This window comes from Blastococcus goldschmidtiae, assembly GCF_031845325.1.
Classification (GTDB): domain Bacteria; phylum Actinomycetota; class Actinomycetes; order Mycobacteriales; family Geodermatophilaceae; genus Blastococcus; species Blastococcus goldschmidtiae.
On sequence record NZ_JAVREI010000001.1, the window covers coordinates 723,848 to 740,925 of the forward strand.

The 17,078-nt window shown below is 74.0% G+C and carries 19 protein-coding genes; 11 read left to right on the forward strand and 8 right to left on the reverse strand.

What is annotated here, in order from left to right:
• Position 1: 1 nt before the first annotated feature.
• Positions 2–415, reverse strand: coding sequence for a GtrA family protein (locus RM425_RS03680; protein ID WP_311343806.1), 414 nt, complete (start codon positions 413–415; stop codon positions 2–4).
• Positions 416–541: 126 nt separating this feature from the next.
• Between RM425_RS03680 and RM425_RS03685 the strand changes: the two genes are divergently transcribed.
• The 4 genes from RM425_RS03685 to tsaD are packed head-to-tail and all read left to right on the forward strand — an operon-like array spanning position 542 to position 3,222.
• Entirely contained in the window at positions 542–1,066 is a 525-nt protein-coding gene (locus RM425_RS03685; protein ID WP_311343807.1) for a GNAT family N-acetyltransferase, read from the forward strand.
• Between the two features lie 52 nt (positions 1,067–1,118).
• Positions 1,119–1,751: a tRNA (adenosine(37)-N6)-threonylcarbamoyltransferase complex dimerization subunit type 1 TsaB gene (gene tsaB / locus RM425_RS03690; RefSeq protein WP_311343808.1), complete on the forward strand. Its 633-nt coding sequence runs from the start codon at positions 1,119–1,121 to the stop codon at positions 1,749–1,751.
• Entirely contained in the window at positions 1,748–2,191 is a 444-nt protein-coding gene (gene rimI, locus RM425_RS03695) for a ribosomal protein S18-alanine N-acetyltransferase (RefSeq protein WP_311343809.1), read from the forward strand. Before tsaB ends, rimI begins: the two co-directional genes overlap by 4 nt.
• Positions 2,188–3,222, forward strand: coding sequence for a tRNA (adenosine(37)-N6)-threonylcarbamoyltransferase complex transferase subunit TsaD (tsaD, locus tag RM425_RS03700; protein ID WP_311343810.1), 1,035 nt, complete (start codon positions 2,188–2,190; stop codon positions 3,220–3,222). Before rimI ends, tsaD begins: the two co-directional genes overlap by 4 nt.
• A 15-nt stretch (positions 3,223–3,237) precedes the next feature.
• On the opposite strand, the gene RM425_RS03705 is transcribed toward tsaD, so the two are convergent.
• Positions 3,238–3,609, reverse strand: coding sequence for a hypothetical protein (locus RM425_RS03705; RefSeq protein WP_311344029.1), 372 nt, complete (start codon positions 3,607–3,609; stop codon positions 3,238–3,240).
• Positions 3,610–3,656: 47 nt separating this feature from the next.
• The gene (locus RM425_RS03710; protein WP_311343811.1) at positions 3,657–4,892 is read right to left on the reverse strand and encodes a class I SAM-dependent methyltransferase; all 1,236 of its coding nucleotides are present in this window, start codon (positions 4,890–4,892) and stop codon (positions 3,657–3,659) included.
• Positions 4,893–5,034: 142 nt separating this feature from the next.
• Here RM425_RS03710 and groES point away from each other — a divergent pair, with 142 nt between their 5' ends.
• Positions 5,035–5,412: a co-chaperone GroES gene (gene groES, locus RM425_RS03715; protein WP_449495072.1), complete on the forward strand. Its 378-nt coding sequence runs from the start codon at positions 5,035–5,037 to the stop codon at positions 5,410–5,412.
• Positions 5,413–5,541: 129 nt separating this feature from the next.
• Positions 5,542–7,185 (forward strand): chaperonin GroEL, encoded by a 1,644-nt coding sequence (groL, locus tag RM425_RS03720; RefSeq protein ID WP_311343812.1) that lies wholly within the window; start codon positions 5,542–5,544, stop codon positions 7,183–7,185.
• 172 nt (positions 7,186–7,357) lie between these two features.
• Here the strand turns inward: groL and RM425_RS03725 are convergent, their stop codons facing one another.
• Positions 7,358–7,657, reverse strand: coding sequence for a WhiB family transcriptional regulator (locus tag RM425_RS03725; protein ID WP_091770065.1), 300 nt, complete (start codon positions 7,655–7,657; stop codon positions 7,358–7,360).
• Between the two features lie 347 nt (positions 7,658–8,004).
• Between RM425_RS03725 and RM425_RS03730 the strand changes: the two genes are divergently transcribed.
• Positions 8,005–8,733, forward strand: a complete 729-nt coding sequence (locus RM425_RS03730; protein WP_449495073.1) for a response regulator transcription factor — start codon at positions 8,005–8,007, stop codon at positions 8,731–8,733.
• Between the two features lie 172 nt (positions 8,734–8,905).
• On the opposite strand, the gene RM425_RS03735 is transcribed toward RM425_RS03730, so the two are convergent.
• The gene (locus tag RM425_RS03735; protein ID WP_311343813.1) at positions 8,906–9,325 is read right to left on the reverse strand and encodes a DUF5319 family protein; all 420 of its coding nucleotides are present in this window, start codon (positions 9,323–9,325) and stop codon (positions 8,906–8,908) included.
• A 135-nt stretch (positions 9,326–9,460) separates the two neighbouring features.
• Between RM425_RS03735 and guaB the strand changes: the two genes are divergently transcribed.
• The 3 genes from guaB to guaA all read left to right on the forward strand — a co-directional run bounded on the left by guaB (position 9,461) and on the right by guaA (position 13,755).
• Positions 9,461–10,975, forward strand: a complete 1,515-nt coding sequence (guaB, locus tag RM425_RS03740) for an IMP dehydrogenase (RefSeq protein ID WP_311343814.1) — start codon at positions 9,461–9,463, stop codon at positions 10,973–10,975.
• 69 nt (positions 10,976–11,044) lie between these two features.
• The gene (locus tag RM425_RS03745; RefSeq protein WP_311343815.1) at positions 11,045–12,193 is read left to right on the forward strand and encodes a GuaB3 family IMP dehydrogenase-related protein; all 1,149 of its coding nucleotides are present in this window, start codon (positions 11,045–11,047) and stop codon (positions 12,191–12,193) included.
• Positions 12,193–13,755, forward strand: a complete 1,563-nt coding sequence (guaA, locus tag RM425_RS03750; protein ID WP_311343816.1) for a glutamine-hydrolyzing GMP synthase — start codon at positions 12,193–12,195, stop codon at positions 13,753–13,755. The genes RM425_RS03745 and guaA overlap by 1 nt, the downstream gene beginning before the upstream one ends.
• A 1-nt stretch (position 13,756) precedes the next feature.
• On the opposite strand, the gene RM425_RS03755 is transcribed toward guaA, so the two are convergent.
• On the reverse strand, positions 13,757–14,554 hold the full coding sequence (locus RM425_RS03755; RefSeq protein WP_311343817.1) for an META domain-containing protein: 798 nt from the start codon (positions 14,552–14,554) through the stop codon (positions 13,757–13,759).
• Between the two features lie 140 nt (positions 14,555–14,694).
• Here RM425_RS03755 and RM425_RS03760 point away from each other — a divergent pair, with 140 nt between their 5' ends.
• Positions 14,695–15,834 (forward strand): sodium:calcium antiporter, encoded by a 1,140-nt coding sequence (locus RM425_RS03760; protein WP_311343818.1) that lies wholly within the window; start codon positions 14,695–14,697, stop codon positions 15,832–15,834.
• A 60-nt stretch (positions 15,835–15,894) separates the two neighbouring features.
• Here the strand turns inward: RM425_RS03760 and RM425_RS03765 are convergent, their stop codons facing one another.
• Positions 15,895–16,137: a hypothetical protein gene (locus tag RM425_RS03765; protein WP_311343819.1), complete on the reverse strand. Its 243-nt coding sequence runs from the start codon at positions 16,135–16,137 to the stop codon at positions 15,895–15,897.
• Positions 16,130–17,059, reverse strand: a complete 930-nt coding sequence (locus RM425_RS03770) for a PspC domain-containing protein (protein WP_311343820.1) — start codon at positions 17,057–17,059, stop codon at positions 16,130–16,132. The genes RM425_RS03765 and RM425_RS03770 overlap by 8 nt, the downstream gene beginning before the upstream one ends.
• Positions 17,060–17,078: the final 19 nt, after the last annotated feature.

The window sequence follows — 17,078 nt, forward strand, 5'->3', positions numbered from 1 at the left end:
CTCAGTGACGGAAGACGACCAGCCGCAGCATCACGAAGTTCCAGGCCGTGCCCAGGCCCTGGGAGATCGCCCAGGCCAGCGTGATGCGCCACGACGACTCCGGCAGCACCAGCAGCGCGAGCGCGTTCACGCCCAGGATCAGGAAGAACGTCGTCCCGTAGAGGAGCGCGAAGCTCCCGGCCCGCCGGGCGCCGCCGGTCACCTGGAAGGCCCAGCGCCGGTTGAGGGCGTAGGCGGTGGTGGTTCCGGCGATGAAGCTCAGCGCCCGCGCGACGTGGGTGGACAGCCCGAGGTGCAGGCCGAGGAAGTACACCGACAGGTCGACGATCGCCGAGAAGCCGCCGACGATCACGAAGCGGACCAGCTGGCCCACCAGTCCCGGGCGGACCGGTGCCGCCGCGTCGTCCTGGACCACGACCACGTCCTCCCGAGGAGCCGCACCGGAACTCCCGTCCCGGCTCCGGCTCGTCGCCGGGCTGCGGGGCATTCTCCCCCGAGCGGCCGGGGGATCCGCGGCAGGTGCCTCGGTACCGTCCGCGTCGTGACCGACCGACACGGCGTCCGGGTGGAGCTGGTCCGCCTGCCGCCGGATGCGCTGCAGGCGCTCGGCGACGGCGACCAGGCCGCCGCGGAGGCGAGGGCCCCGGTACCGCTGAGCCCGTACCTCGCCGGGCCCGAGTGCCGCTGGGTGTGGTCGATGCGCGCCGAGCAGGTCCGCACCGATCCGCCGAGCGCCGCGTGGATCACCGCCGTCGTGTGGGATCCGGAGCGCCGGCTCGCCGTCGGACGGGCCGGCTTCCACGGTCCGCCGGACGACCGGGGCATGGTGGAGGTCGGCTACTCGATCGACCCGGAGCACCGCCGGCGCGGATATGCGCGGGCAGCGGTGCGCTCGCTGCTGGACCGGGCCGCCCGGGAGCCCGGCGTCCGGATCGTGCGGGCCTCGGTCGGCCCGGCCAACGAGCCCTCGCTGCGGCTGGTCCGGTCGCTCGGCTTCGCGGTGGTGGGGGAGCAGGTCGACGAGCAGGACGGGCCGGAGATCGTGCACGAGCGCCCGGCCGGCTGACCGGACGCCGCCCGGAAGGCCCCGCTGCCCGTGCGCACTACCCTGGGCTCTCGTGCTCGTCCTCGCGCTCGACACCGCCACCCCGACCCTGGTCGCCGGCGTGGCCCGGTGGTCGCCGGAGGCCACCGAGGTGCTGGCCGAGCAGGCGGTGCCCTCGGGCACGAGGCACGCCGAGCTGCTCACCCCCGCGATCCGGGCGGCGCTGGTCGACGCCGGGGTCGCGCTCGCCGACCTCGACGCGGTGGTCACCGGACTCGGGCCGGGGCCGTTCACCGGGCTGCGGGTGGGGATCGTGACCGCCGCGGCGCTGGCCGACGCCCGCGGACTGCCCGTGGTGGGGGTCTGCTCCCTGGACGCCGTCGGCTCCGGAGCGCGCACGGTGGTCACCGACGCCCGCCGCAAGGAGGTCTACTGGGCCGCGTACGACGCGGACGGTGCCCGCGTCGAGGGGCCCGGGGTGGTGCGCCCGGAGGAGCTGGGCCGGTCCGGTCCGTTCGCCGGTGACCCGGCGTTCGCCGAGCGGCTCGGCACGCCCGTCCACCGCGCCGACGTGACGACGACGGGGCTGCTGCGCGCCGCCTCGGCCCAGCTCGCCCATCCCGGGTCGGCGGCCCCCTTGGTGCCGCTGTACCTGCGCCGGCCGGACGCCGTGCCGCCCACGGCGATCAAGGCGGTGACGCAGTGACCGCGCTGCGGCCGATGCGCCTGGCCGACCTCGATGCGGTCATGGCGCTCGAGGAGGAGCTCTTCGCCCCCGACACCTGGACCGCGGCCATGTACCGCGAGGAGCTGGCGCAGACCGGCACCCGGCACTACCTCGTGGCCGACGACGAGGGGGCCGTGGTCGGCTACGCCGGCCTGATCGCCTACGACGACGAGGCGCACGTCGCGACGATCGGCGTGGCCGGCGCCCGGCAGGGCGAGGGCATCGGCGCGCAGCTGCTCGACGCGCTGCTGGCCGAGGCCGACCGCCGCAGCCCGGTCGTGCTGCTGGAGGTGCGCGCGGACAACGAGCACGCCCAGGAGCTCTACCGCCGTCGTGGGTTCACCGAGATCGGCCGCCGCCGCGGCTACTACCAGCCCAGCGGGACCGATGCGGTGGTCATGAGGAGGGAGAAGCCATGAGCGAGCCACTGGTCCTGGGGTTCGAGACCTCGTGCGACGAGACCGGCGTCGGCATCGTGCGCGGGCACACCCTGCTGGCCGACGCCCTGGCGACCTCCATGGCGGAACACGAGCGCTTCGGGGGCGTGGTGCCGGAGATCGCCTCTCGCGCCCACCTGGAGGCGATGGTGCCGACGGTGCACCGCGCCCTGGCCGACGCCGGCATCCGTGCCTCCGACATCGACGCCGTGGCGGTCACCAGCGGGCCCGGGCTGACCGGCGCGCTGCTGGTCGGCGTCGCCGCGGCCAAGGCCTACGCGCTCGCGCTGGACAAGCCGCTGTACGGCGTCAACCACCTCGCCGCCCACGTCGCCGTCGACGAACTGCAGCACGGCCCGCTGGCCGAGCCGTCGATCGCGATGCTGGTCTCCGGCGGGCACAGCTCGCTGCTGCTCGTCCCCGACCTCGCCCAGGACGTCCAGCCGCTGGGGCGCACCATCGACGACGCCGCGGGGGAGGCCTTCGACAAGGTCGCCCGCGTCCTCGGCCTGCCCTTCCCCGGCGGTCCGCCGATCGACAAGGCCGCCCGCGACGGCGACCCGTCGGCGATCGCGTTCCCGCGCGGGCTCACCGGCCGGCGCGACGCGCCCTACGACTTCTCGTTCTCCGGGCTGAAGACCGCCGTCGCCCGCTGGGTGGAGGCCCGGCAGCGGGCCGGGGAGCCGGTGCCGTTGGCCGACGTCGCGGCGTCCTTCCAGGAGGCGGTCGCCGACGTGCTCACCGCCAAGGCGGTGCGCGCCTGCCGCGACCACGGCGTCGACCACCTGGTGCTGGGCGGGGGCGTGGCGGCCAATTCGCGGCTGCGAGCTCTCGCAGAGGAGCGCTGCGAGAAGGCCGGGATCGTGCTGCGGGTGCCCAGCCCGAAGCTGTGCACCGACAACGGCGCGATGGTGGCCGCGCTCGGCTCCCGCCTGGTCGCGGCGGGCGTCGCGCCGTCGGCCCCGGACCTCGGCGCCGACAGCGCCCTGCCGATCGACGTCGTCAGCCGCTGAGCCGCGTCCCGGCGGTCACTGCAGGGCCAGGACCAGGCAGACCGCGGCCAGGGCGAGGGCGACGGGCGTCATGATCAGGCGTTCCGGCCGGCTGCGCGAGACGGCGTTCATGACCACGCCGATACCCAGGTATGCCGTCAGCACCCAGATGCCGACGTCGGCCTGGCCGGACGGGAGCACGTCGACGGCATCGGCCGCCTGGAGCACCACCAGGGCGAAGACCGCGTAGAGGGCGATGGAGACCGCGCTGCCGATGCGCAGCGTCACCGGGAGGACGACGTGCTGGCCGCCCCAGGCGTACCGGCCGAGTGGTGCACCCGCGACGAGCAGGACCTGGAAGGCCGCCAGGCAGCCGAGGAGGACGACGCCCACGACGGCGACGGTCATGATCACGTCTGCACGCTAGCGGCGCCGGGTCCGGTCTCCGGAGGTCGTCAGCCCGCGACGTCGCAGACCAGCACGGTCGGGGCGCCGGCGACGCGGGTGACGACGACGGTCGCCGTCCCGCGGGCATCGGTGCGCAGCTGCCGGGCGAGCGACTCCGGCTCGATGGGGGAGCCGCGCTTCTTGACCACGACGCGCCCGACGCCGCGGGTGCGCAGCAGCGCCCGGAGCTTCTTGAGGTTGAACGGCAGCACCTCGTCGACCCGGTAGGAGCTGACCCACGGGGAGTCCGCGGGGCCGTCGGAGGACAGGTAGGCGATCGTCGGGTCGACCAGCGTGGCGCCGAGGTCGGCGGCCACCACCGCGACCAGGCCCGAGCGGATGACCGTCGGGTCCGGCTCGTGCAGCCACCCGCGCACCGGTCCGGCCTCGGCGAGCCCGGGGTCGGCCTCGGCGGTCAGCTCGTGGACGACGCCGTTGCGCACCAGCGCGGCCCGCCGCCAGGTCGCGGAGACCGCCGGACCCCAGAGCAGCGCCTCGACGATCGAGCCACCGAGCGACACCCACTCCGCCTCCACGCCGGCCGGCACCCGCTCGTGGTCGAGCCCGGGCGCGACCTTCACCACCGAGGTGGGCACCTTCTCCAGCAGCGCGGTGACGGTCGACCACGGCGGGGACCACCGGTCGGGGTCCAGCAGCCGCCGGCCGCCGGCCCGCCGTGCCGGGTCGAGGACGGCGGCTCCGCACCCGGCCACCTCGCCGCCGCGGGCCGCCGCAACCAGCTCCACGGCGTCGCCGGCGACCACCCACACGTCGTCGGCGACCCCCAGCGCCTCGACGTTGGCGGCGGTCAGCTCCCGGGCGACCGGGTCGACGTCGACGGCCAGCACGCGGGCGCCCGCACGGGCCAGGGCGATCGTGTCCGTGCCGGCCGCGCAGCCGAGGTCGGCGACGGAATCGGCACCGCCGGCCAGCAGCCGGGCCGCGCGACGGGCGGCGAGCTCCGGGCGACCGGCCTGCTCGAGGGTGTCGGCGGTGAAGAGCAGCCGGTCGGCGTCGGAGCCGAACGTCGGCCGCGCCTTCAGCCGCTGGCGGGCGATGCCCCACGCGGGCCCGGCCAGGTCCGTGCCGACCTCGGCGCGCAGCCGGGTCAGCCCGGCAACCGGGTCCGCCCCGGCGTCCAGCAGGGCGCCTGCCCGCGTCAGGGCCGCGGCACCCTCCGGCGTGGCCAGCGCACGCAGCTGGCGCACCGTCTCGGCGGCCTGCGCCTCGCTGTCCGGGTCCACCGCCACAGCCTGGCGTACGCGCGTCCGTGCCCCGCCGTCACCTCCTGCGGGGACCGGGTTGAGTGGCTGGCACTCTCGTAGGTAGAGTGCCAACCGACACGGGCTGGCGCCCGACCCCCGCGACGGCGGGTGCCCGGACCCCGTGCCACAGCATCAGCACCACCAGCAGTACCTCCATCTGCCGTCCTATCCCGAAGGGGGCGTCACCGACGTGACGACCGCTACCAAGGTCAGCATCAAGCCGCTGGAGGACCGTGTGGTGGTCCAGGCCAACGAGGCCGAGACCACCACCGCCTCCGGTCTGGTCATCCCGGACACCGCCAAGGAGAAGCCCCAGGAGGGCACCGTCGTCGCCGTGGGCCCCGGCCGCATCGACGACAACGGCAACCGCGTCCCGCTCGACGTGAACGTGGGCGACGTGGTCATCTACTCCAAGTACGGCGGCACCGAGGTCAAGTACGCCGGCGAGGAGTACCTCGTGCTCTCCGCCCGCGACCTGCTCGCCGTCGTGGAGAAGTGACCTCTCCCCAGCAGCACTGAGCCCTCGCGCTCACCCGACCGCCCCGGCGACCCGAACACCGGGTCCCGGGGCGGTCGTCGTTGGGCCTTCCGCCCGACCCACCCGTACTCCTGATCGAGAGGTCCCTTCATGGCCAAGATCATCAAATTCAACGAGGACGCCCGCCGCGCGCTCGAGCGCGGCGTAGACAAGCTCGCCGACGCCGTCCGCGTGACCATCGGCCCCCGCGGCCGCAACGTCGTCATCGACAAGAAGTTCGGCGCACCGACGATCACCAACGACGGTGTGACCATCGCCCGCGAGATCGACCTCGAGGACCCCTACGAGAACCTCGGCGCGCAGCTGGCGAAGAACGTCGCCACCAAGACCAACGACGTCGCCGGTGACGGCACCACCACCGCCACCGTGCTGGCGCAGGCCCTGGTCCACGAGGGCATGCGCAACGTCGCCGCCGGGGCCAACCCGATGGCGCTGGGCCGTGGCATGCGCGCCGCGCTCGAGGCGGTGCACGCCGCGCTCGACGCCGCCGCCACCCCGGTCGAGGACCGCGCCGCCATCTCCGGCGTCGCCACCATCTCCGCCCAGGACGCCACCGTCGGCGAGCTCATCGGCGAGGCCATGGAGCGGGTCGGCAAGGACGGCGTCATCACCGTCGAGGAGAGCAACACCCTCGAGACCGACCTGGACGTCACCGAGGGCGTGCAGTTCGACAAGGGCTACCTCTCGCCGTACTTCGTCACCGACCAGGAGGCCATGGAGGCCGTCCTGGACGACGCCCTCGTGCTGCTGGTCAGCGGCAAGATCGGCGCCCTGGCCACCCTGCTCCCGCTGCTGGAGAAGGTGCTCGGCTCGGGTGCCCGGCCGCTGCTGATCGTCGCCGAGGACGTCGAGGGCGAGGCGCTGTCCACCCTCGTCGTGAACTCGATCCGCAAGACCATCAAGGTCGCCGCGGTGAAGTCGCCCTACTTCGGTGACCGCCGCACCGCCTTCATGACCGACCTCGCCATCGTCACCGGCGGCCAGGTCGTGAGCGAGGACGTCGGCCTCTCCCTGGAGTCGGTCGGCCTCGAGGTGCTCGGCACCGCGCGCCGCGTCACCGTCACGAAGGACGCCACCACGATCGTCGACGGTGGCGGCACGTCCGACACCATCGCCGACCGGGTCGCCCAGATCCGCCGCGACATCGAGAACACCGACTCCGACTGGGACCGCGAGAAGCTCCAGGAGCGCCTCGCGAAGCTGGCCGGTGGCATCGGCGTCATCCGCGTCGGCGCCGCCACGGAGGTCGAGCTCAAGGAGCGCAAGCACCGCATCGAGGACGCCATCGCGGCCACCCGCGCGGCGGTCGAGGAGGGGGTCATCCCCGGCGGCGGCTCGGCGCTGGTGCACGCGGCGGAGGCGGTCGACGCCCTCGACCTGCAGGGCGACGAGCTGACCGGCGCCCGCGCCGTCCGCACCGCCCTGGACGCCCCCGCGGTGCAGATCGCGGAGAACGCGGGCTTCGAGGGTCGCGTCGTGGTCAGCAAGACCCGCGAGGCCGGCAAGGGCCAGGGCTTCAACGCCGCGACCGGGGAGTACGGCGACCTCGCCGCCCAGGGCGTCATCGACCCGGTCAAGGTCACCAAGGCCGCGCTGGAGAACGCCGTCTCGATCGCGGCGATGATCCTGACCACCGACTCCGCGGTCGTCGAGGCCCCGGAGGAGGAGGACGAGCACGCCGGCGGGCACCACACCCACGGCCACTCGCACGGCGGCCACGGCCACTCCCACTGATCGTCGCCGCTGGGATCAGGTGACCTGATCCCAGTGCGTCCTCCCTCACCGCACACCGTGAGGGAGGACGCGCTGCGGTGAGGGAAGACGCCCGACGGCGCACCGCCCACCGCGCACACGAGAGGGCCCGGTCCAGGATCCTGGACCGGGCCCTCTCGACGTCTCCGGGCTGCTACACCCCGGCTGCGACGGCGGCCGGCTCGGCGGCGATCAGCCGGGCCCGCTCCTCCTCGCTCATCCCACCCCAGACGCCGTAGGGCTCACGCACCGAGAGCGCGTGCTTGAGGCAGGCGTCGACGACCGGGCAGCGACCGCAGACCGCCTTGGCCGCGGCCTGACGCCGCGCCCGGGCGGGCCCCCGCTCGCCGTCGGGGTGGAAGAAGAGAGACGTGTTCTCGCCACGGCAGGAACCGTGGAGCTGCCAGTCCCAGACCTCGGCCACGGGCGTCGGGAGTCTGCGGATGTCGGCCATGCTCGCCTCCAGGCTTCGAACGAGCCGGAGGACGTCCGGCCTTCACAGGCGGCGGTGCCCGAGGCCCTGCATGGTCAAACACGCCGTGATCGCAACTTTTCGCGGCGGCCACCCGTCCGTGGCGCTCACCCCCGAGGGTGAGAGCCGCTGTTGCCGGCCCCTGGACTCGATCAAGGTGGGTTCACGCCGTACCGGATCCGGGAGGGGGAGAGACCCGGATCCGTGTGCGACGAGCGCGAGGGCGCGGGGCTCCCCGGTGGGGCCCCCGCCCGAGCGGCAACCCGACCGGGGTCAGCCCCGGCCGGTACGGACCCGGCACCGACCGCCGGGCTGAGCGAGGAGCAGGCGTGATCGAGGACAGGATGCGCGCGACCGGTAGTCCCGGTGCGACCGTGTGGGTGTACGACGAGCGCCGGCGGGTCCGGGACGACGTCGCCTCGCGCCTGGTCGCGCTGTCCTTCGTCGGCCGGGTCGAGGTGGTGGGCGACCCCGGGTCGCTGACGTCGCGGCTGGAGACGCGCATCCCCGACGTCCTCATCGTCGGTACCCAGCGCGCGGTCGACTCCGGTCTCACCGCCGCCACCCAGGCGCTGCGCGCGCACCCCGGCCTGCCGGTGCTCGTGCTCGGCGCGCCCGACGACGCGGAGAGCGTCCGGGCGGCCGTGGCCTTCGGCGCCCGCGGCTACCTCCGCTGGGACGCCAGCCCGATCGAGATGGGCCTGGGCCTGTCGCGGGTCGGCCTGCGTCCCGAGGGTGCCCGCATCCCGCAGCAGCACTCGGGCCCGCAGATGGCCGGCGCCTCGTCGTGGAGCGGAGCCACCCCGCTGGCGGGCTCGACCCCGACCACCGTGCGCTCGACGGTCCGGGAGGTCGCTCCCGCCGCCGCCCTCTCGATGCGCGAGATGCAGGTGCTCACCGGCATGAGCCAGGGCAAGAGCAACGCCCAGATCGGCCGCGAGCTCTACCTGTCCGAGGACACCATCAAGACCCACGCCCGGCGGCTGTTCCGCAAGCTCGGCGCCAAGGACCGCGCGGAGGCCGTCGCCATCGGCTTCCGCCGGGGCGTCATGAGCTGACGCGATGACATTGCGATCCTCCGGATCGCACCGCAGCCACGTGCCGTACCCCTGCTGCGCTGAGCGCGTCCATCACGCCTGCGCGGGACCCTCCGGGCCCCACTCGGCGTGATCATGCCGGGTGGGGCTCAGGTCGTGGAGAGCCGTGGTGCGGTCCGGGACCGCCAGGTGCTCAGTCGTCGCGCGCGTGCCGGCCGGTGCCGTGCCGACCCGTGGGCTCGTCGCGATCGGCGGCCGCGGCCACCCCGTCGGCGTAGCCGCTGGCGTAGTCCCAGCTGACGTAGTCGTCGGGGTCGGGGTCGAAGGGGGGCTCGTGCCGGCCGGTCTGCCCCTCGTCCAGGAGCTGGCGCAGGTTCGCGGCCATCAGCGCCCAGTCGACGTGGTGCTCCTCGTCGCAGTCGGGGCAGTCGACCACGATGCCCTTCACGCCCGTCGGCTCCAGCAGCGTGCGGAACACCTCGAGTTCAGCGAGGTCGTCGAGGATCCCGGCGCGCTCCTCGAGGGTCAGCGGCGGCGGGCCCTGGTCGCCCGGACCGAAGTCCGGGTCCGGGGCCCCGAAGTCGGGGCCGGAGCCGTCGTCGAACGCAGACACGGGGTCCACGGTAACGGCCCGGCGGGCGGCGCACCGCGCGCCCGGTGGCGCCGCCTACGATCGAGGCGGACTTCCTGCGCCCGGTCGGGGTGCCGGCCGGAGTCCGAACCCGAACGTGGAGGGGTGGCGGCCCACATGCAGCCCGAATCTGTGCCCGAGCTGCCGGCGAAGTTCGCCCCACTCGGCCTGACCTACGACGACGTGCTGCTGGTGCCCGGCGCCTCGGACGTCGTCCCGGCGGAGGTGGACACCAGCAGCCGGGTGACCCGCCGCATCCGGCTCGCCGTCCCGCTGCTGTCCAGTGCCATGGACACCGTCACCGAGTCCCGGATGGCGATCGCCATGGCGCGGGTCGGCGGCATGGGTGTGCTGCACCGCAACCTCTCCGCGGAGGACCAGGCCGGCCAGGCCGACCTCGTGAAGCGGTCCGAGGCCGGCATGGTGACCAACCCGGTCACCTGCTCGCCCGACAACACCCTCGCCGAGGTCGACGCACTGTCGGCCCGCTACCGGATCAGCGGCGCACCGGTCGTCGACGCCGACGGCGTGCTGGTCGGCATCGTCACCAACCGCGACATGCGGTTCGAGACCGACTACAGCCGCCTGGTCCGCGACGTCATGACGCCGATGCCCCTGGTCACCGCGCCGGTGGGCGTCGACGCCGACACCGCCCTGCAGCTGCTCTCGAAGCACAAGGTCGAGAAGCTGCCGCTGGTCGACGAGGGCGGCCGGCTCCGCGGGCTGATCACCGTCAAGGACTTCGTCAAGCGCGACCAGTTCCCGCTGTCCACCAAGGACGCCAACGGCCGGCTGGTCGTCGGAGCGGCCCTCGGCGTGGGCGAGGACGCCTACAAGCGCGCCGGGCTGCTGGTCGAGGCCGGCGTGGACGTCCTCGTCGTCGACACCGCGCACGGCCACCAGCGCGCGGTGCTGGAGATGGTCGCGCGGGTCAAGAAGGACTTCGGCGGCGAGAACGGCGTCGAGGTCATCGGCGGCAACATCGCCACCCGCGCCGGCGCCCAGGCGCTGATCGACGCCGGTGCCGACGCGGTCAAGGTGGGCGTCGGGCCCGGCTCGATCTGCACCACCCGCGTGGTCGCCGGCGTCGGCGTCCCGCAGATCAGCGCCATCTACGAGGCCTGGCTCGCCGCCGGCCCGGCGGGCGTCCCGGTCATCGCCGACGGCGGACTGCAGTACTCCGGCGACATCGCCAAGGCCCTGGTCGCCGGCGCGGACACCGTGATGATCGGTGGGCTGTTCGCCGGCGTCGAGGAGGCCCCGGGCGAGCTGGTGTTCATGAACGGCAAGCAGTACAAGACCTACCGCGGCATGGGATCGCTGGGCGCGATGCAGAAGCGCGGCAACCAGTCGTTCAGCCGCGACCGGTACTTCGCCGACGACGTCCTGTCCGACGACAAGCTCGTCCCCGAGGGCATCGAGGGCCAGGTGCCCTACCGCGGCGCCCTGGCCGGCGTCGCCCACCAGCTCGTCGGCGGCCTGCAGGCGTCGATGGGCTACGCCGGCGCGGCGACGATCGACGACCTCAAGGAGCGCGGCCAGCTGACCCGCATCACGTCGGCCGGGCTGGTCGAGAGCCACCCCCACGATATCCAGATGACCGTCGAAGCCCCCAACTACCGGGGTCGGTGACCGAGATGAGCGATCAGCGCATGTCATCCAGTCAGACCGTCGAGGCACCGAACCACCGGGGACGTTGAGATGAGCGCGCGCGACACCGTCGAGATCGGGCTCAACCGCTTCGCCCGGCGCGGCTACGACCTCGACGAGGTCTCGATCGTGCCCTCCCGGCGCACCCGCGACGTCGACGACGTCTCCACCGCCTGGCAGATCGACGCCTTCCGCTTCGGCATCCCGCTGGTCACCAGCCCGTCCGACGCCGTGGTCAGCCCGGCGACGGCGGTCGCGGTGGGTGAGGCCGGCGGCCTGGGCGTGCTCAACGCCGAGGGCCTGTGGACCCGGTACGAGGACCCCCTGCCGGTCTACCGGAAGCTGCGCGAGGCCGCCGGCTCCGAGGCGCCGCCGGTCGCGCTGCTGCAGGAGGTCTACGGCGAGTCGGTGAAGCCCGAGCTGATCGGGGAGCGCATCCGCGAGATGCGCGACGCCGGGGTCACCACGGCGGTCCGGGTCTCCCCGCAGCACACCGAGTGGCTCGCGCCGGCGGCGCTGAAGGCCGGCGTCGACCTGCTGGTCATCCAGGGCACGATCGTCTCCGCCGAGCACGTGACCAGCCAGGGCGGCGCGCTGAACCTCAAGGAGTTCATCGCCGACCTCGACGTCCCGGTGATCGTCGGGGGCGCGGCGAACTACACGACCGCCCTGCACCTGATGCGCACCGGCGCGGCCGGGGTCATCGTCGGCGTGGGCGCCGACAGCTACTCGACCACCGACGCCGTGATGGGCATCCGGGTCCCCCTGGCCAGCGCGATCGCCGATGCCGCCGCCGCGCGGCGGGACTACCTGGACGAGACCGGCGGCCGGTACGTGCACGTGATCGCCAACGGCCGGATCGGGACCAGCGGCGCCATCGCCCGGGCGCTGGCCTGCGGTGCCGACGCCGTCCAGCTCGGGGAGCCGCTGCGCTCGGCCGCCGAGGCGCCCGGAGGCGGCGTCTGGTGGGACTCCGTGGCGGCGCACCCGCGTCTGCCGCGCGGCGCCACCTCGGCACCGGTCGAGCCCGCCGGGTCGCTGGAGCAGGTGCTGCTCGGGCCGGCCGGGGCCCCCGACGGCCGCACCAACCTGTTCGGTGCCCTGGCCCGCACGATGGCCAAGACCGGCTACTCGGACCTCAAGGAGTTCCAGCGCGTGGACCTGGTCATCGGTGGAGCGATCGGCGACGGGCTCCGTTGATGGACTTCCCGACCGTCCTCGTCGTCGACTTCGGTGCCCAGTACGCACAGCTGATCGCCCGGCGGATCCGGGAGGCCGGGGTCTACTCCGAGATCGTGTCCTGCGAGGTCCCCGCCGAGGAGATCATCGCCCGCAAGCCGGCGGCGATCGTCCTCTCGGGGGGGCCGTCGAGCGTGTACGCGCCGGAGGCCCCGCAGGTCGACCCGACCCTGTTCGAGTCCGGCGTCCCCGCCTTCGGCATCTGCTACGGCTTCCAGGCCATGGCCGCCTCGCTCGGCGGCACCGTCGCGCGGACCGGCGACCGCGAGTACGGCGGGACCCCGCTGACCGTGACGACCGAGGGCCGGCTGTTCGGCGACCTGCCGCTGGAGCAGAACGTCTGGATGAGCCACGGGGACGCGGTCAGCGCCGCGCCTCCCGGCTTCACCGTGACCGCCACCTCCACCGGGGCTCCCGTGGCCGCCTTCGAGGATGTCGACCGCAGGCTCGCCGGCGTCCAGTTCCACCCCGAGGTGCGACACACCGCGCACGGGCAGACGGTGCTCGAGCACTTCCTGTTCGACATCGCCGGGCTGGAACCCACCTGGACGATGGCCAACGTCGTCGACGAGCAGGTCGAGCGGATCCGCGCCCAGGTCGGTGGGGGGCGAGCGCTGTGCGCGCTGTCGGGCGGGGTGGACTCCGCCGTCGCCGCCGCACTGGTGCAGCGGGCCATCGGTGACCGGCTCACCTGCGTCTACGTCGACCACGGGCTGATGCGCGAGGGCGAGACCGAGCAGATCGAGCGCGACTTCGTCGCCGTCACCGGAGTCGACCTGCGGGTCGTCGACGCCCGCGAGCAGTTCCTCGGCGCGCTGGCCGGGGTCTCCGACCCCGAGGAGAAGCGGAAGATCATCGGCCGCGAGTTCATCCGGGTCTTCGAGCAGGCGGCGCTCGACGTCGTCGGCGACGCGAAGGAGCACGGCGAGAAGCTGAACTTCCTCGTGCAGGGCACGCTCTACCCCGACGTCGTCGAGTCCGGCGGCGGCAGCGGGACGGCGAACATCAAGAGCCACCACAACGTCGGTGGGCTGCCCGAGGACCTGCAGTTCACCCTCGTCGAGCCGCTGCGGACGCTGTTCAAGGACGAGGTGCGCGAGGTCGGCGTCCAGCTGGGCCTGCCCGAGGCCATGGTGTGGCGCCAGCCCTTCCCGGGTCCGGGGCTGGGCATCCGGATCGTCGGCGAGGTGACCCAGGAGCGGCTGGACATCCTGCGCCAGGCCGACGCGATCGTCCGCGCGGAGCTCACCGCCGCCACGCTGGACCGCGAGATCTGGCAGTGCCCGGTCGTCCTGCTGGCCGACGTCCGCTCGGTCGGGGTGCAGGGCGACGGGCGGACCTACGGGCACCCGATCGTGCTGCGGCCCGTGTCCAGCGAGGACGCGATGACGGCCGACTGGACGCGGCTGCCCTACGACGTGCTGGCGAAGATCTCCACGCGCATCACGAACGAGGTCGCCGAGGTCAACCGGGTCACCCTCGACGTCACGAGCAAGCCCCCGGGCACCATCGAGTGGGAGTGACTCACCCCGCGCGGTAGACCAGTCCCCGTCCGCCGGGGCCGCTCAGCGTCAGTCGGCCTCCGTCGACCGACACCTGGAAGCCGTCGCCCAGCACCGCCACCACGTGGCGGTCCTGCGCCCCGACGTCGGCCGGGCACTTCTCCTGACCGGCCCGGAGCTCGGTCGAGCGCACCATGTCGCCCTCGATCGCGACGCGCCCGGTGAGGCCGCGGCAGCCCGTGGAGCCGGTCAGCGTCCCCTCGGCGGTGACCTCGAGCGTGGCCGGGCCCCCGGTGGTGGAGGACGCGGTCGGTCCGTCGACGAGCGTCTCCAGCACCCACCGCGTGCCCGTGAACGGGCTCTCGATCACCGGTGCCACCGGCGTGAACCGCAGCTCGACCCCGTCGCCGGTGAGCACCAGCTCCTCGCCGTCGGTGGCGAGGGAGTCCACGGCGCCGAGGGCGTCCAGGTAGGCGCGCTCGGCCGCCATCACCTCGGGCGCGCAGCCGATCTCGGTGCGGCCGATCCCGCTGAGGGCGAACGCGCTGCCGTCGAGCTCGTAGCCGGCGAACCAGCGGTTGCAGAAGGCGGTGCCACCGGCCTCGCCGTCGTCCAGGTCCAGCGTGGCGCGGGCGTCCTCGGGGCGCGGCAGGGCCGCGTCGTCCACGGTCCCGGAGGACAGCTGCCACGTGCCGGTCGGCCCCACGTCCGCCGCGTCCGCCGCGTCAGCCGCACCCGCACCGCCGGCGCAGCCGGCGGCCGCCGCCCCGCCGAGCAGGACGACGGCGAGGAGGGGGACCGCCCGGGCCCTCGGGTCCATGCCCGGATGGTGGCACGGACGACGCCCCCCCGGAGGGTCGCCCCGCACCGCCGGGTGAACCTTGCGTGCCGGATCGCCCGATCGCCGGGCGCATGGTGTGGTGGACGGCGGCCACGTCGCAGAGAGAACCGGGGACAGCAGTGAGTTCAGCGCCGTGGCCGCTGTGGTGGAGCCTGGGCGTGCTCGCCGCGATGGCCGTCGTGATCGTGGTGGCCGGGGTGCGGCTGACCCGCATCGCCGATGCGCTCGCCGAGCGCACCGGGCTCGGCGACGCCATCGGTGGCGCGCTGCTGCTCGGCGCGGTCACCTCGCTGCCGGGCAACGTCACCGTGCTCACCGGGGCGCTCGAGGGCGACGCCGGGTTCGCCCTGGCCAACCCCATCGGTGGCATCGCCCTGCAGACCGTGTGGCTGGCGATCGCCGACCTGCTCTACCGCCGGGTCAACCTCGAGCACGCGGCGGCGTCCCTGCAGAACGTGCTGCAGGCCGTGCTGCTCATCGCCATGCTGGCCATCCCGGTCGTGGCCTATGCCACCCCCGACCTGCGCCTGGGCTGGATCCACCCGCTCACCCTGCTGATCCCGGCGCTGTACGGCTACGGGCTCGTGATGCTCCGGCGGATGCAGAAGGAGCCGATGTGGCTGCCGACCCGGACCGACCAGACCGCCGACGACGACGAGGGCGCCGGCGACGCGGACGGCGACGCGAACGGCGACGCGAACGGCGACGCGAACGGCAACGGGGACGGCAACGCGAACGGCAACGGGGACGGCGACGGGGAGAGGGACGGCGACGGGGACGGCGAGCCCGGCGACCAGCGCTCCACCGCCCGGCTGTGGACGCTGCTCGCGGTGCTGGGGCTCCTCACCGGTGCGGCCGGGTGGCTGGTGGGCCGGGCCGGGCTCAGCGTGACCGCCCAGGTCGGCCTCGACAGCGGCGTCGTCGGGTTCACCCTCACCACCGCGATCAGCTCGCTGCCCGAGCTCGTCGTCCTGCTGACGGCGGTGCGGATGGGGCAGCTGACCCTCGGCGTCGGCAACATCGTCGGCGGCAACGTCTACGACATCCTGATGATCGCGCTCGCGGACGTCGCCTACTCCGACGGCCCGATCTACCGCGACGCCGGGCCGACCAGCCTCGTCCTGCTCGGCGGCACGCTGGTCATGACGGCGGTGCTGGCCGCGGGGCTGATCATGCGCGACCGGAAGTGGATCGGGTTCGAGGGCGTCGCCATCCCGCTGATCTACGTGGGCACCGTCGTGCTGGCCGTCGCGGGGTAGCGGCCCCATCACGACGACGAGGGCCCGGGGGTCGCTTCCCCGGGCCCTCGGCCTTCCTGCCTAGCGCCGCCGTCTGCGGGTTCGGCGCAGTTCGCTCACCAGGAGCGCGACGCCGGCGACGATCACCACGATCCAGGCCAGCACGCCGTCGAACAGCTCCCGGGGCAGGTCCACCGGCGACATGAGCAGGACCGCCAGGGTCATGAACAGCAGCCCCGGGATCAGGGCGCCGAGGTCGGGGCGGCGGCGCGGGGGAGCGCCGTCCTCGGTCTCCAGCGGGGTCACGGTCTGCCACTCAGCCACGGGTCACCTCCACGTTCCCGACGCCTGCGTCGACGTCCAGGATGATCTCTGCCTCGTCGTCACCGATCCACGACCCGGTGCCGGCGCCCTCGAAGGTGCCCTCGGTGAGCCCCTCGCGGCCGAAGATGCTGACCTCGCCCAACCCGGAGTCGACGCTCACCTGCACGTCGGCGTCCCGGGGGAGCACGATCTCCACGTCGCCGAGCCCGTGGTCGACCTTCGTGCGGATCGGCTCGTCCAGGTCGCTGACGTCGATCTCGGACAGGTCGACGGTCATGTCGCCGATGCCGCCGTCGTAGACGTCGCGCACCTCGGCCGGGCTGGTGGGCACGAAGGTGCGGTCACCGACGCCTCCCGACATGTCGTCCCAGGGGACCGACTCGGCGGCGATGAGGGCCAGCGAGAGCACCGTGCCCAGAGCGATGAGGGCACCCCGTGCGGTGCGCCCGTCGGTGAACGCGGCGACGACCAGCCCGGCGCCCACGACGAGCAGCGCGCCGCCGAGGAAGACGGTGCCGTCGAGGTCCCAGTCGGTGAAGCGGGCGACCAGCGCGAGGGCGCCGACCACGATCAGCAGGCCGGCGATCGTCACGCCCGGCACGGGGGAGCGCGGTCCGGCCGGCGGCCGGGGCCGGAAGGGCTCCGCGACGCCGGTGCCAGCCGGCATGAGCAGCCACAACAGCAGGTAGACGAGGACGCCGGTACCGCCGGCGAGGGCGAGGGCGACGAAGCCGACCCGCCACAGCAGCGCGTCGATGCCGCTGTACTCGGCCAGGCCACCGCCCACGCCGCCGATCACCTTGTCGCTGCGGCTGCGGCGCAGCTGCGGGCGGACCCAGGCGCCCGGGGGCGGCGGAGGGGGCTGCCAGGCCGGCGGTTCGAGCGGCGGGGCCGGCGGCGGAGGAGGAGATGCCGATGTCATGGCACCGAGACTGCCGACC

Excerpts from the sequence above, each read along its gene's own strand:
- guaB (WP_311343814.1), top strand. The coding sequence starts at position 9,461 with ATGCAGCCCGAATCTGTGCCCGAGCTGCCGGCGAAGTTCGCCCCACTC.
- RM425_RS03705 (WP_311344029.1), bottom strand. The coding sequence starts at position 3,609 with ATGACCGTCGCCGTCGTGGGCGTCGTCCTCCTCGGCTGCCTGGCGGCC.
- guaA (WP_311343816.1), top strand. The coding sequence starts at position 12,193 with ATGGACTTCCCGACCGTCCTCGTCGTCGACTTCGGTGCCCAGTACGCA.
- RM425_RS03745 (WP_311343815.1), top strand. The coding sequence starts at position 11,045 with ATGAGCGCGCGCGACACCGTCGAGATCGGGCTCAACCGCTTCGCCCGG.
- RM425_RS03755 (WP_311343817.1), bottom strand. The coding sequence starts at position 14,554 with ATGGACCCGAGGGCCCGGGCGGTCCCCCTCCTCGCCGTCGTCCTGCTC.
- tsaD (WP_311343810.1), top strand. The coding sequence starts at position 2,188 with ATGAGCGAGCCACTGGTCCTGGGGTTCGAGACCTCGTGCGACGAGACC.
- groL (WP_311343812.1), top strand. The coding sequence starts at position 5,542 with ATGGCCAAGATCATCAAATTCAACGAGGACGCCCGCCGCGCGCTCGAG.
- RM425_RS03725 (WP_091770065.1), bottom strand. The coding sequence starts at position 7,657 with ATGGCCGACATCCGCAGACTCCCGACGCCCGTGGCCGAGGTCTGGGAC.
- RM425_RS03770 (WP_311343820.1), bottom strand. The coding sequence starts at position 17,059 with ATGACATCGGCATCTCCTCCTCCGCCGCCGGCCCCGCCGCTCGAACCG.